Source organism: Bacillus sp. WP8, from assembly GCF_000800825.1.
GTDB lineage: Bacteria > Bacillota > Bacilli > Bacillales > Bacillaceae > Bacillus > Bacillus safensis.
Genome location: NZ_CP010075.1, coordinates 446,326 through 460,092 on the forward strand (window position 1 = coordinate 446,326; position 13,767 = coordinate 460,092).

General features: G+C 44.0%; 12 protein-coding genes. 6 read left to right on the forward strand and 6 right to left on the reverse strand.

Going from position 1 to position 13,767, the window contains the following annotated elements:
* Window positions 1-29 precede the first annotated feature (29 nt).
* The 4 genes from QR42_RS02115 (at window position 30) to QR42_RS02135 (ending at window position 4,992) form a co-directional block, all read left to right on the forward strand.
* Window positions 30-1,187, forward strand: a complete 1,158-nt coding sequence (locus QR42_RS02115; RefSeq protein WP_039176508.1) for an amidohydrolase — start codon at window positions 30-32, stop codon at window positions 1,185-1,187.
* Entirely contained in the window at window positions 1,178-2,512 is a 1,335-nt protein-coding gene (locus QR42_RS02120; protein ID WP_039176511.1) for an MmgE/PrpD family protein, read from the forward strand. Before QR42_RS02115 ends, QR42_RS02120 begins: the two co-directional genes overlap by 10 nt.
* A gap of 370 nt (window positions 2,513-2,882) precedes the next feature.
* A complete protein-coding gene (locus tag QR42_RS02130) occupies window positions 2,883-3,575 on the forward strand; it encodes a response regulator transcription factor (RefSeq protein WP_039176516.1) in 693 nt (230 codons plus the stop codon).
* Window positions 3,565-4,992, forward strand: a complete 1,428-nt coding sequence (locus QR42_RS02135; protein ID WP_039176518.1) for a sensor histidine kinase — start codon at window positions 3,565-3,567, stop codon at window positions 4,990-4,992. The genes QR42_RS02130 and QR42_RS02135 overlap by 11 nt, the downstream gene beginning before the upstream one ends.
* Before the next feature lie 38 nt (window positions 4,993-5,030).
* Here QR42_RS02135 and QR42_RS02140 read toward each other — a convergent pair whose 3' ends face one another.
* From QR42_RS02140 to QR42_RS02160, 5 genes are all read right to left on the reverse strand, one after another.
* A complete protein-coding gene (locus tag QR42_RS02140) occupies window positions 5,031-5,876 on the reverse strand; it encodes a GAF domain-containing protein (RefSeq protein ID WP_039176521.1) in 846 nt (281 codons plus the stop codon).
* Between the two features lie 164 nt (window positions 5,877-6,040).
* On the reverse strand, window positions 6,041-7,417 hold the full coding sequence (locus QR42_RS02145) for an aspartate kinase (RefSeq protein ID WP_039176522.1): 1,377 nt from the start codon (window positions 7,415-7,417) through the stop codon (window positions 6,041-6,043).
* Window positions 7,418-7,591: 174 nt separating this feature from the next.
* Window positions 7,592-9,025, reverse strand: a complete 1,434-nt coding sequence (locus QR42_RS02150; protein ID WP_039176526.1) for an MDR family MFS transporter — start codon at window positions 9,023-9,025, stop codon at window positions 7,592-7,594.
* 16 nt (window positions 9,026-9,041) lie between these two features.
* Window positions 9,042-9,908: a TetR/AcrR family transcriptional regulator gene (locus QR42_RS02155; RefSeq protein ID WP_228285979.1), complete on the reverse strand. Its 867-nt coding sequence runs from the start codon at window positions 9,906-9,908 to the stop codon at window positions 9,042-9,044.
* A 138-nt stretch (window positions 9,909-10,046) separates the two neighbouring features.
* Window positions 10,047-10,424: a hypothetical protein gene (locus QR42_RS02160; protein ID WP_039176531.1), complete on the reverse strand. Its 378-nt coding sequence runs from the start codon at window positions 10,422-10,424 to the stop codon at window positions 10,047-10,049.
* Window positions 10,425-10,561: 137 nt separating this feature from the next.
* Here QR42_RS02160 and QR42_RS02165 point away from each other — a divergent pair, with 137 nt between their 5' ends.
* Window positions 10,562-10,873, forward strand: coding sequence for an ArsR/SmtB family transcription factor (locus QR42_RS02165; protein WP_039182979.1), 312 nt, complete (start codon window positions 10,562-10,564; stop codon window positions 10,871-10,873).
* Between the two features lie 31 nt (window positions 10,874-10,904).
* On the opposite strand, the gene gabR is transcribed toward QR42_RS02165, so the two are convergent.
* Window positions 10,905-12,329 carry a MocR-like transcriptional regulator GabR gene (gene gabR / locus QR42_RS02170; protein ID WP_039176535.1) on the reverse strand — a complete coding sequence of 475 codons (1,425 nt, stop codon included), beginning with the start codon at window positions 12,327-12,329 and terminating at the stop codon, window positions 10,905-10,907.
* Window positions 12,330-12,438: 109 nt separating this feature from the next.
* Here gabR and gabT point away from each other — a divergent pair, with 109 nt between their 5' ends.
* Window positions 12,439-13,755 (forward strand): 4-aminobutyrate--2-oxoglutarate transaminase, encoded by a 1,317-nt coding sequence (gene gabT / locus QR42_RS02175; protein ID WP_039176538.1) that lies wholly within the window; start codon window positions 12,439-12,441, stop codon window positions 13,753-13,755.
* The last annotated feature ends 12 nt before the right edge of the window (window positions 13,756-13,767 follow it).

Genomic DNA, 13,767 nt, shown 5'->3' on the forward strand with positions numbered 1-13,767 from the left:
CTTTTTATTCTTTAGAGGGGTGATTGATAGTGAAATCAATAGGAAATGAAGCTTTAAACAAACGTTTAATCAACATTCGCCGAACACTTCATGAGCATCCAGAGCTGGCGTTTGAAGAATATGAAACGACAAAGAAACTGCGCCGCTGGTTAGAAGAGGAAAGGATCACTGTACTTGATATCCCAGCCCTGCAAACAGGCGTTGTCTGTGAAATCAAAGGAGAACAAGAAGGACCGACGATTGCTCTGAGAGCCGATATTGACGCTCTTCCGATTGAAGAAGCATCTGCCGAACCATTTTCTTCAAAGGTACCGGGCAAAATGCATGCATGCGGTCATGATTTCCATACAGCTTCTATTTTTGGGGCGGCTCTTTTATTAAAGGAGCGGAAACACGAGATCAAAGGAACGGTCCGTATTTTGTTCCAGCCGGCTGAGGAAGTTGCTCAAGGAGCGAAACACGTCATAGAGGCAGGCGTTTTAGATGGAGTCGATGCGATTTTCGGTATGCACAACAAACCTGACCTGCCAGTTGGCACGATTGGCATTAGAGAAAAAGCATTGATGGCGAGTGTGGATCGGTTTGAAATCGATATTAAAGGAACGGGAGGTCATGCCGGGATTCCAAATCACACGGTGGACCCCATTGCCATCAGCGGGCAGATCACAAGTGCCCTTCAGCAAATCGTCAGCCGCCGCATCAGCTCCTTGCATCATGCGGTTGTCAGCATCACACGCATTCAAGGCGGTACATCATGGAATGTCATACCCGACCGTGTCGAGATGGAAGGAACGGTGCGGACGTTTGAGCCTGAAGTAAGAGCAATGATTCCACAGCTCATGAAACAAATCGTCAGCGGAATTGCAGAAGGGTTTGGAGCAGAGGCTGAAGTGAGATGGCATCCTTATTTGCCTTCTGTCATGAATGATGAGTGTCTGACAAAGGTGGTAGAAGAAACGGCGGGCTCTCTTAACTTAGATGTTGTGCAGGCAGAGCAGTCACCGGGCGGAGAAGATTTTGCCCTTTATCAAGAACACATTCCAGGCTTTTTTGTATGGATGGGGACCAGTGGTACGAAGGAGTGGCATCACCCTGCGTTTACTTTAAATGAAGACGCACTTCCGGTTGCTGCTGCCTTCTTTGCTGAGCTTGCCGTTCGGGCATTGGAGTCTCGATCATGGAATTAACAAAACAACTGGCAGATGCAGTGCTTTCTGCTGATCCGCTGCAAGATGAACGGGCCATTCAGATGGCTAGAAATGGCCTGTTAGATGCTGCGGCATCAGCGCTTGCTGCGAAAGAGGATGAAGGGATTCAGAAGCTGATGGCGCTTGTTGAACAGGAAGGCGGAGCCGCTCAGATTCCTGTCATGGGACAAGGGAGGAAGGTGAGCCGCCAATCCGCAGCAATGCTGAACGGCTACCTCATCCATGCCCTTGATTATGATGATGTGCACTCAGATGTGAGAGGACACCCAAGTGCGGTCATCATTCCGGCGCTGCTATCACAGCTGACAGACGGCAAAGGGTATGGCGAGCGGTTTTTAGCAGCCTACATCACAGGCGTTGAAGTGATGGCAAGACTTGGCGAATCCATCGGCAAGGCGCATTATGAGCGGGGCTGGCATAATACGGGAACACTCGGTGCCATTGCGGCAGTGTGTGCGATTGGCTATTTGAAGCAGGTCACACGAGAAGAACTGACGAAAGCAATCGGCTTTGCTGGGGCGCAATCAGCTGGAATGCGAAAGCAATTTGGTTCTGATATGAAACCATTACAAGCCGGCTTAGCTGCTAAAACAGCCGTTTGGTCTATGGATTTAGCTTGTTCAGGTTTTGGCGGGAATGACTCGGTTCTTGATGGTGCACTTGGTTTCTTTTCGCTCTATGGAGATCAGGAGCGTGCGGAAAGCCGTTTGCTAGAAGGCTATGGTTCTACATGGCGTATCGTTTCACCTGGGCTGTGGTTCAAAGTATATCCATTCTGCTCAGCAGCCCACCATGCGGCAGATGCGATCCAATCCTTAATGAAAGAGCGGGCATTCTTGCCGGAGCAGGTAAGACAGGTCGAGGTCATATTCCCGCCAGGCGGGGATGCAGCGCTTATTGAGCGAACACCTTTGACTGGGGAAGAAGGACGATTCAGTGTTGAATATGTCATCGCACTTGCAGTGTTTGGACAGACGCTTACGCTGGATGCCTTTACGAAAAAAAGCATTCCATCAGACATGCGGACATGGATGAAGCGGGTGAGCAGAGGATATGATCAAACGATAGAGCCCCATCCCGATGCTGTTCCAAAAGGACGCTTTACGATTGTGAAGCTCACCTTATCTGACGGCACCACCATCAGCAAACGAGTTGATGTACCTCAGGGAGCACCAGGCTGTGCGTTATCGAAAGAAGATATCATACAAAAGTTAAGCAGCGTCACAAGCGCATCACAAGCACAGCAGATTTTACAGGCGGTTGAAGAGGGAAACGACGCTGCGTATTTGAAGTTGCTGGCATGATAAAAAAGCTCATCAATAGAGATGAGCTTTTTTAAATAGATCTATCATATAACTGTCAGGAAGCTCTTTATCTAAATATATGAGACTTCCTCATGAGTTAAAGAACCATAAATGACACTGTCCTCATCTTGATATGTTGTAAAGTAATGTTGAATCATAACTTCAACTAACATCTTGACCATCTTCTGCAATTCCATCATAAAAAAACTCAGGTGATTCACCGCAGTATTAGTTCTTTCAAAAAGTATGAATAAAAGATGACCAAACGATGATAAGTTCATGAAAACAGTGGAATCCAATTGAGATTTGAGAGGGAAGATGTAAAATAAAGCTACATAAAGAAAAACAATGGCAGCAGCGGAGGCTGATGATGAAAATATTAATGATTGAAGATAATCAGAGTGTTTGTACAATGACGGATATGTTTTTTCAACGAGAGGGATTTCAAGCGGAATTCGTTCATGATGGATTAGAAGGACTGAATCGTTTTCAGCAAGAGGAGGATTGGGATCTGCTCATCTTAGATGTCATGCTTCCTTCGATGGATGGTCTGACCATTTGTCAAAAGGTGCGCCAGATCAGTGATGTTCCGATTATCATGCTGACAGCAAAGGAAACCGAATCTGATCAGGTACTTGGTTTTGATCTTGGGGCAGATGATTATGTGACCAAGCCCTTTAGCCCACTCACCTTGATGGCAAGAATTAGAGCGGTGAAACGACGCTTTGCTCATACAACGACTCAAGAAAAGGTGAATGAGGGTGAACGGCTGGAGACAGTACATTTTCAGTTGGATAAGAAAACGAGGGAAGTTTTCCTGGATGGAGAGCGAATAGAGAACCTCACACCGAAGGAATACGATCTGTTGTGCTTTTTTATTCAGCATCCTCGGCAAGTATTTTCACGAGAACAATTGCTTGAGCAAATTTGGGGATATCAATTTTATGGAGATGAACGAACGGTAGATGTTCATATTAAACGGCTGCGCCAAAAAATTGGGGACGGGCCTAAACCCTTTTTGTATACAGTATGGGGCGTAGGGTATAAGTTCGATGAAGATTAAATATTTTTATCAGCTGCTGATCAGTCATCTTGGGTTATTGCTCATCGCCATTGTCATTATCAGCACCCTTTTATCTCATTTTGTGAAAGATATTGCCTATCAAAACAGAGTGAATGAAATGAGCTCCTATGGGAATGAAATCTTGCAAGATTATAAACGACTCCCTAAAAGCGAGATGACCTTTCGTCTGCGTCCATTTGAAGATATTCTTTCGACGAGGCAAATTCGTTTTTTCGTGTTTGATGAAAAAGGAGATATTCTCTCTCAGCAGCAAGAGATGCCGCCGCATGAAGTATTATTGACAAAGGATTTATGGGCCAAACTCTCAAAAGGAGAGCAAATCATTGACAAGCGAAGTGATTCACGCCGCCTTGATCAAGAGGCATCACTTGTGGCACTCCCTGTCATGGAGGATGGTAAGCTAAAGGGCGGAGTCGTCCTTATTGCCCCGATTCAAGGTGCTGAACAGCTTATCTCCCAAATGAATCGTTACCTGTATATCATCGTATTTGTGGCACTGACGATCACCTTTATTCTCAGCCTGTTCTTGTCTAAATTTCATGTGAACCGCATCAAAAAGTTGAGAGAGGCGACTGAAAAAATTGCGCAAGGTGATTACAACATCAAGCTTGAAAACAAACACCTTGATGAAATTGGCACACTTGGTGAGGATTTTAATATGATGGCCAAGCGTCTTCAGCAATCAAGAGAGGAAATTGACCGGCTCGAAAAGCGCAGACGCCAATTTATCGCAGATGTGTCTCACGAATTGAAAACACCGCTGACCACCATTCGAGGACTGGTGGAATGGCTGAACACAGCTGATGTGTCAGCAGAAGAGAAAGAGAAATGCTATTCCTTAATTACTGACGAGACAAAACGTATGCTACGCCTCGTCAATGAAAATATGGATTATGAGAAAATTAGATCGAATCAAATTATCCTTCAGAAATTTCACTATCCACTCATTGACACATTTGAAGTGATGAAAGAACAGCTGAGCCGAATCGCCGAAGAGAAAAACAATCAGCTGATCGTGGATGTTGATCCCAAGCTAAAGGTTTATGCGGATTATGACAGGCTCATTCAAATGCTTGTCAATATCACAAAGAACGCGATTCAATTCACAGAAGGCGGTCGTATTTACTTAAGAGGAAAACAAGGAAATCAAGAGACGATCATTGAAGTGGAAGACACGGGCATTGGCATTGCGCCAGATGAAGTCAAACACATATGGGAACGTTTTTATAAAGCGGATATCTCAAGAACGAATACACCGTATGGAGAATACGGATTGGGCTTGTCCATCGTGAAGCAGCTTGTGGACTTACATGAAGGGCATATTGATATGAAAAGTGAAAAAAACAATGGAACGACATTTACCATTCGACTGCCGTTTCCAGAAGAAAAGGGCTAAAATGAAGTTCATTTTAGCCCTTTTTGGTGAATCACCACTTATTCATTTTTGGTAAACGTTAACCCAATATGAGCAAGTGCCTGCGGTAAATCTTTTCGGATAGTGATGTCTTTAAACGATATATTGGATTGAATCGCACTTAAAGCAAGGTCTTGTTTAATGCCTGTTAAAACTGCCGAAATTCCTAAAAGTCTCAGCGTTTGTGCGTAGCTGACCAAATATTGAATGCTCTGTTCATTCAGGCTTTTTGTTCCCGATACATCAATAACCAAATGAGAGAGCGACAGCCTGTAGCTTTCCTGTAAAATGGTTTCCAAAATATGCTGAGCACGTGTCTCTTCAATATCACCAAGCAGAGGAAGCACGGCGACACCGTCAACAACTGGTACGATCGGTACAGACAATTGCTGAATCTGCCTGTTGGCACGGTCTAGCTCGAGAACGTAGCTTAATAAAGAAGCCATCGTTTCAAACATATACACATGCTCTTCTGTGAAATGATTTGGTCTCACATCAAGTCCGCAAATCGTTCCGTAGTTCGTCCCATCTGTGAAATCAATGGGAACCCCAATGAACGAGCCGCCTTGAAGATTTTTCGTGACCTCTAAGTATTTAAAACGGTCATCTTTCGAAATGTCAGGGATCACAAGTGTAGCCTGATGGTCGACCGCCAGCTTGCAAAATGTCTTTTCATAAGGAAGTTCTTCCCCTTCTTCAAGAAGCTGCTCGTCATGATTTAACACTTTTACAATTTGATTGGTGTTTTGATCATTTTTAGCGATAAACAGTGTATTCACACCAATGAATTGACTCATCATGTTTAAAATACTAGTAGAAGCATCATGAAAATTGCGAAACTGTTTTAATAGTTGTTGACGAGGCATTGTTTTAGGACTCCTTGTAGCTCCGATCATAGGTCGGAACGGATAGTTGATTTGTCTCTATCATACAAAATCAAACGAGAAATAGATACACTTTAATGCGCAGAGAACTCGAATCGGCGAGAGGAAAAAAGACTGCCGGATCTTAAGATCTGGCAGCCTGCTGATTAAAGGGAGACAGGGACAGTAGACATAGAGAAAAATTCCTCATATAAGGCTTGAACAGCTTCTTTTCCTTGAGCCGCTTTGACGCCAAACATCATGCTGACCTCTGAAGAACCTTGATTGATCATTTCAATATTGACCTTCGCTTTTGACAGCGCCTTTGCCGCTCTTGCTGTTGTGCCAACATTATGACGCATCGCTTCTCCTACAACCATAATCAGCGAGAGATTCCGCTCTAAAACGACCTCATCTGCATCAAGCACGAGCTTCAATCGGTCTAGCAGCTCTTCTTCAATATGCTGCTCCTCCAGCTGATCCTGCCGTAAAATAATGGTCATATCATCAATGCCAGAAGGAACATGCTCATACGTAAGCCCATATTCCTCTAGTGTTTGCAGCACCTTACGTCCAAAACCGACTTCTCTGTTCATCAAATATTTACTAATGTAAATGCTGCAAAATCCATTGTCTGAGGCGATTCCAACAACCGGTCCATTTGTATGATCCCGCTGATTCACGATTTTTGTACCCTTTGCCGACGGGTTGTTGGTGTTTTTAATCTGAACTGGAATGCCTGCACGGAAGGCCGGAATAAGTGCTTCATCATGGAACACAGAAAAACCAGCATAGGACAGCTCGCGCATTTCCCGGTATGTCAGCTCTGTAATCTCTTTTGGATCATGAACAATCGTTGGATTAACAGCGTAGACAGCATCCACATCTGTAAAGTTTTCATACACGTCTGCCTTTAGGCCGTTTGCCAAAATGGAACCGGTAATATCGGAGCCGCTTCGCGAAAAGGTAACGATGTCTCCTGCTAGGCTAAAGCCAAAAAAGCCAGGGAATATAATAATGCCAGACCGCTCTCTTAATTTGTACAGATGATCATATGATTCCGGCAGGACTTGCGCTTGACCAGGCTCATCGCTCACAAACAAACCAGCTTCCTTTGGATTCACATAATGAGCTTCCACACCCTGGTGGCGGAAATAGGCGGCAATGAGCTTAGCGTTATTGTCTTCACCGCTTGCTTTAATGGCATCAAGATAGCACTCAGGGCGGGATGAATCAGCCTGTAATAATGTGTCTAGATCTTGCCTGATGGTATCGATAATGTCTTGACCTAATCCGAGTTCATCCGCTATTGAGGCATACCTCTCGATGACGGCTTCCTTTAAATCATGTGCTTCACCTAAACGTAAATATTGTTCACCACAGCTAATTAATAGATCGGTGACCTTCGTATCCGTTGAATGCCGTTTTCCTGGTGCGGAAACAACGACTGCTTTTCGAGCTGGATCTGCTGTTACAATGTCAAATACCTTTTGCAGCTGCTTGCCAGATGCAAGTGAACTGCCACCAAATTTCACGACCTTCAATGCATACATCTCCTATAGTAAAAATTTTCTCACAAATTGAATAGTTCCTATTATCAACTCTTTTCCTTAAATTATCAAGGTTTTTCTTCACTAGAAATACAAATGTGTTTATAGAGAGGACGGTATTGTGTGAGTATATGAAAAAAGAGCCGGCCATATGCCGAGCTCTTTTTCTTATGAAGAAGACGAGGAGGAAGATATCTCCTGCTTCATCACTTTGTTATCACGTTTTGCCTTTAAGAAAAAGGAGAGGATGAGTCCAATGACTGCAATCAGACCAGAAATGAAAAATGACGTATTCATTCCATGAACGGCTGATTTTAATGGATTGGCTAATTCTGCATTTGCAGCAGAGCTGCTCATGATGGAAACAAGCACAGCCGTTCCAATGGAACCGCCTACTTGTCTCATCGTGTTATTCATCGCTGTCCCATGCGGGATCAAATGAGGCGGTAATGCGTTAATACCTGCCGTTGTCAGCGGCATCATGATCATCCCAACCCCGATTAAGCGAAGCGTATAGGCGACCGTAATGAGAGCGATCGATGAATCAAGGGTGAGCAGCATAAATGGCAGGGTGGTAACGGTGAGGATCGTAAATCCGCCTAATGCCAGCCCTCTTCCGCCGACTTTATCAAAAATCCGTCCAATAATCGGTGACAGGAGTCCCATGAAGAGAGCACCCGGCAATAAGATCAGCCCTGTATCAAGTGCAGACAGCCCTCTGACATTCTGCGTATAAAGCGGCAGAATCGTCTCTGTACCAATCAATAAAGCAAAGACAAGCATCCCGAGGAAAGTTGTTAAGCTAAAGATCGCAAATTTAAATACGCCAAACTCAAGCATCGGTCTTGTTAAGTTCGACTGGCGCAGGATAAAGAAGAACAAGCTCACGGCGCCGACAATCAGCGAAATGAGAACAGTTGCACTCGTCCATCCATATGTGCCGACACTAGAAAATCCGTAAAGCAGCCCGCCGAAACCGAAGGACGACAAGATGACAGATAACACATCAATACGTGTCTCTCTTTGCTGCGTCACATTTTTCATTAAGAAGAAAGCAAGAATGAGATCAATGATACCGATTGGCATAACAATATAAAACAGGGCCTTCCAGCTGAAGGAATCGACAATCCAGCCGCCAAGTGTTGGTCCAAGCGCTGGTGCGAACGAAATGACAAGTCCGACCATGCCCATTGCCTGCCCACGTTTTTCTTTTGGGAAAATAGTTAAAAAGATCGTTTGCATCAGCGGCATTAAAATCCCTGCGCCGGCTGCCTGTACGATACGCGCTGCAAGTAACACCGGGAAATTCGTTGCAAATGAAGCAAGAATTGTACCGGCTGTAAAGATGCTAAGTGCCGTTAAAACTAAAGAACGGCTCGAAAATTTCTCAATTAAGAAAGCCGTAATCGGGATGAGAATCCCGTTTGTCAGCATAAAGGCTGTTGTAAGCCACTGTCCTTTGCTGACCTCAATATTGAAGTCCTCCATGATATGTGGGATCGCTGGAATAAGAAGCGTTTGGTTTAATATCGCGACGAATGCCCCAACGAGAAAAATCCCAACAATCACAGATCGATTGTAAGATGTTGTTGATTGGTTCATGTTATCCCTTCTTTATCTATAAAATGATGCTTTTCAGCTGTGACACGTTTTGTGATAAAACGCTGTTTTTGCCTAAATAATCGAGCAGTGAGCTGATTAAAAAGGTTCTCGGTTGGTCCTTTGATAATTCCTGATTGAGCAGCTCATACGCAGAGAGGAGATCATCTTTTTCTTCTCCGTTTGGCCATGAGTGAAGCTCTTGTTTGATTTTTGTTAAGTACGAGTTGACAAGTTTTTCTTCGTCATATTCGTCCTGTGAGGAAAGCAAATAAGAGTTCATCAGCTCGTCTGTTAACACAGGTTCAATGGAACAAGGCTTTTTCGATACACGATCCATTACACCGATGATCATTTCGGCAGCAATTTCTAATTGGATGTTTTTTTGCTCAATCGCCAGCATTAAGATGAATTCTCTCATTAATCCATTGAGAACAATCACTAAATCCCAGACATATGGAGCGACAGATTCACCATATGTACTTAAAATAATGTCTCTGTGCCGCTGCATGATAATGGAGCGTGTTTCACGTAAATGCTTAATGACAATGGGCGAATGCTGAGAAAAAGCTTCAAAGGACAGCATGTTCAAAAATTTATGATTCTCTTTAAACTCTTCAAGCTCAAGCTTAATCTTCTTTGTGAATTTTTCCTTTTTGGACAGCGTCGTTTCTGAATGAATGATGCGGGAAATCTCTCTCATTTTGCGCTGATTGTATTTAATCAGTTCTAATAGAAGAGCTTCCTTTGAATCAAACAGTTTATAAATAGACGCTTTGGATATTTTACAGGCATCGGCAATTGACTGCATGGAGACACTCATATAGCCTTTTTGAGAAAACAATTTCTTCGAAACCCGCAAAATCTCTTCTTGCTTTTCGTTCATCTTCTTAAGTCCTTTCCGAATCGGCAAAACCATATGGTCACAATGGAAACCGAGTGGTCACTTTGGCTATCATAACAAAACCAATGCCTTAAGACAAGAAAATGAACTTAAAAAATACCCGTCTGTATGACAGGTACTTTATCCTTCCGCATGTGCGACATATATTTTTGTTTTGCCGTGAAGTTCAACGACCAAAAGGTCTTCTCTCTCCTTCACAGAGTAAATAGCGGTCCCTTTTTGCAGCCTAGAAGCTGTACCATGTTCAAAATTTTTGGCGGCTGTTTTCTGAATGACACCTACTTGCTGATGTTTTGTGACGTGTAAGGATGTCGTCCAATCTACATTTGTTTCATACACGGTTCCTTCCCATTGAAATAAATCTGCCTGCTGATCCATAGCTAATAACTCTTCCGCACTAGGTGGTTTTGACTGGGAATGATATTGGACTGACTGGCAGGCGCATAAGGAAAACGTGAGCAGCAAGAGCAATAAACTAAACCATATGTTACGTATCAAAAAAGGTTCCTTCCCTTCAATACAGCGTTTCTTAAGTAATGGACGTGAATGAAGTTAAATCGTTACATGCCTAGTCAGTTCATGAGTTTTAGGTGAATGAGATTGTATGTTGGCACAAAATACGATACATTTATCGTATGACGAATCCAAACCATCCAAACAAAGAAGATATGAGACTGATTTCTGTGCTGCACGCATTGGCTGATCCAATCCGCTTAGAAATTGTCCGCTGCTTGGCAGAAGCGGGGGAGAGGACATGCGGCACGTATGAGATGAATATTGCCAAATCCACGCTTTCCCATCACTTCAAAGTGCTGAGGGAGGCAGGCGTCGTGAAAGTGAGAATTGACGGGAAGCACCGTTACTATTCTTTAAGAAAAGAAGACATCGAGACCGCTTTTCCTGGACTCATGTCATCGATTCTAGCTGTAGATAAAAAGCGGTGGTAAGCCAGCTGTCTATGAAGAGCAGCTGGCTGTTTTATTTCCCAAAAATGGCGTCATACAGCCGTTTCACTGCCGGCTGAATATCCTCTCGCCTCATATGCGAGAAGCCGAGGACGAGCGGGATAAAGCCTGGCTGATGCCCCGGCAATTGCTCATCAAGGGTAAACCGATCCATACCGTACATTTTCAGCTTCCTTTCTTTCGCTCGCTGTAAAATCTCATGCTGCGTCCGATTTGAGCGGAACTCTGCGATAAAATGAAGCCCGGCATTTTCTCCAATAATCCGCACATTGTCAGCAAAAACCATATTGAGCTCTTCAATGAGCTGCTTCCGTTTTTCCTCATATAAACCATTCATGCGTTTAATATGCCGTTGATACGCCCCATCTTTTATAAAATGAAGAAGGGTGTATTGTGTAAAAAGATTAGCAGTTTGAATGAAAAAATGCTGTTCCTCCTTATAGCGTCTTAATAAATGCTGAGGCAGCACCATATAGCTTAGCCGCAAGCCGGGCAGCAATGATTTTGAAAAGGTGCCCATATAAATGACTTTGTCATATCGATCGAGACTTTGCAGCGCTGGAATGCTGTCTGTGCCATATTTAAATTCACTGTCATAATCATCCTCAATGATATAACGATCTGGCTGATCAGCTGCCCAGTTTAACAGCTGAATGCGCCGGGAAATCGGCATAATCACCCCTGTTGGAAATTGATGAGAAGGGGTGATGATCAACACATTCGGCTGTTTTGTATAAATGTCGTTCATCCGCACACCTTTTTGATCAATGCCAATCGTTTCAATTTGATGATGATTGTTTTTCAGCATTTGATAGAGCCGGCGGTAGCCAGGGTTTTCTAGCCCGTATACTTGATCGGCTGGAAGAATGCTTGATAACGAATGGATCAGTGACTGTGTGCCTGCACTTAAAATGAGCTGTTCTGGATAGCATTTGACTCCTCTCGCAAGTCCGATCAGCCGGGCAATCGTTTCCCTGAGCTCATACACACCTTGTGGATGCGGAAGCTCACCGAAGGCATCTTGGTGGAGATGGATCGCCTTTTGTTCGCTTTTTAGCCAGCTTTTAAATGGGAAGTTCGCTGTATCGACGGAGATATGTGAAAAAGAATACCAGTCGTCTCGTGCAATCGGTTCTTCCTTTAAATCTACAGGAAGAGAAGAGGGTTTTAGCTGACCAGATTCATGAAACGTTTCTAGTGACTCCACGAAAAAACCTTTGCGCTCAACCGAGTATAAATACCCCTCGGCAAGCAGCTGCTGATAGGCGCCATTCACTGAATTAACGCTGACGTTTAATGTATCGGCTAACTCTCGTTTGGACGGTAATTGATCGTGTGGCTGTAGGTTGCGATTTAAGATTTCTTCTTTGATTTTCATATAAATTTGATGATAAATATATCCGTTTTGCCCTGTTTGATCTAGTTGAATTGTCAGCATCTCACCATTCCATCCTCTCTGGTACCATGAAAAAAATGATATTGGTACTTTCTATCATACCAAAAAATATTCAGAATAATAAAAAAGGATATAAAGGGGATGGATGACAATGAGTCAAACGACAACAAACCGTTTTTCAACTGAAGAATGGCAGGGGAAAAGAGATCAATACGTCGCAAGAGGCGTGAGTAATGGCAACCGTCATCTTGCAGCGAAGGGGAAAGGAGCCGAGCTGTTCGATATTGATGGGAAGCGATTTATCGATTTTGCAGGCGCCATTGGCACATTAAACGTAGGACATTCACATCCAAAGGTGGTTGAAGCGGTCAAAGCTCAGGCAGAGAGCCTGATTCATCCAGGTTTTAACGTGATGATGTACGAATCGTATATCGAATTGGCAGAGAAGCTTTGCCGCCTCACACCAGGAGACCATGATAAGAAAACCATTTTCCTTAATTCAGGTGCAGAAGCTGTTGAAAATGCCGTGAAAATAGCCCGTAAATATACGAAAAGACAGGCCGTTGTGTCGTTTACAAGAGGTTTTCACGGCAGAACGAATATGACAATGAGCATGACGAGCAAGGTCAAGCCATATAAATTTGGCTTCGGACCATTCGCATCTGAGGTGTACCAAGCACCGTACCCTTATTACTATCAAAAGCCTGAAGGATTAAGTGATGCCGCGTACGACGAGTACATCATTGATCAATTCAATCAATTCTTCGTCGCAGCCGTTGCACCAGAAACTGTTGCTTGTGTGGTCATGGAACCAGTCCAAGGGGAGGGCGGATTCATTGTGCCATCGAAGCGTTTCGTTCAGCACGTTGCATCATTTTGTCAGCAGCACGGGATTGTCTTTGTTGCCGATGAAATCCAAACCGGTTTTGCGAGAACAGGGAAATACTTTGCGATTGAGCACTTTGATGTGGTGCCGGACTTAATTACTGTGTCAAAATCTCTTGCAGCTGGCTTACCGCTGAGTGGTGTCGTTGGCAGAAAAGAAATGCTTGATGCGGCAGATCCAGGGGAGCTCGGGGGAACATATGCAGGAAGTCCGTTAGGCTGTGTAGCAGCAATGGCTGTTCTTGATATCATTGAAACTGAACAATTGAATCAACGATCTGAACACATTGGACAAGTCATTGAGGACAAAGCCAATGAATGGAGAACAGCGTATCCATTCATTGGGGAAGTCCGCCGATTAGGGGCAATGGCGGCGATTGAAATTGTGGAAGATCAAACAACGCGTACACCGGATAAGAAAACAGCCGCAGCGATTGCAGCATATGCAAACGATCACGGGCTGCTTCTATTAACGGCAGGGATTAATGGGAATATTATTCGCTTTTTAACACCACTTGTCATCACAGATGAGCTGCTTCACGAGGGACTAGGGATCATCGAGGACGCCTTCAAAGCACGCTAAACAACAAAGGGG

Coding starts and splice junctions, on each gene's coding strand:
- QR42_RS02155 (WP_228285979.1), bottom strand. CDS start 9,908: ATGAACGAAAAGCAAGAAGAGATTTTGCGGGTTTCGAAGAAATTGTTT.
- gabT (WP_039176538.1), top strand. CDS start 12,439: ATGAGTCAAACGACAACAAACCGTTTTTCAACTGAAGAATGGCAGGGG.
- QR42_RS02165 (WP_039182979.1), top strand. CDS start 10,562: ATGACGAATCCAAACCATCCAAACAAAGAAGATATGAGACTGATTTCT.
- QR42_RS02150 (WP_039176526.1), bottom strand. CDS start 9,025: ATGAACCAATCAACAACATCTTACAATCGATCTGTGATTGTTGGGATT.
- QR42_RS02140 (WP_039176521.1), bottom strand. CDS start 5,876: ATGCCTCGTCAACAACTATTAAAACAGTTTCGCAATTTTCATGATGCT.
- QR42_RS02130 (WP_039176516.1), top strand. CDS start 2,883: ATGAAAATATTAATGATTGAAGATAATCAGAGTGTTTGTACAATGACG.
- QR42_RS02135 (WP_039176518.1), top strand. CDS start 3,565: ATGAAGATTAAATATTTTTATCAGCTGCTGATCAGTCATCTTGGGTTA.
- gabR (WP_039176535.1), bottom strand. CDS start 12,329: ATGCTGACAATTCAACTAGATCAAACAGGGCAAAACGGATATATTTAT.
- QR42_RS02120 (WP_039176511.1), top strand. CDS start 1,178: ATGGAATTAACAAAACAACTGGCAGATGCAGTGCTTTCTGCTGATCCG.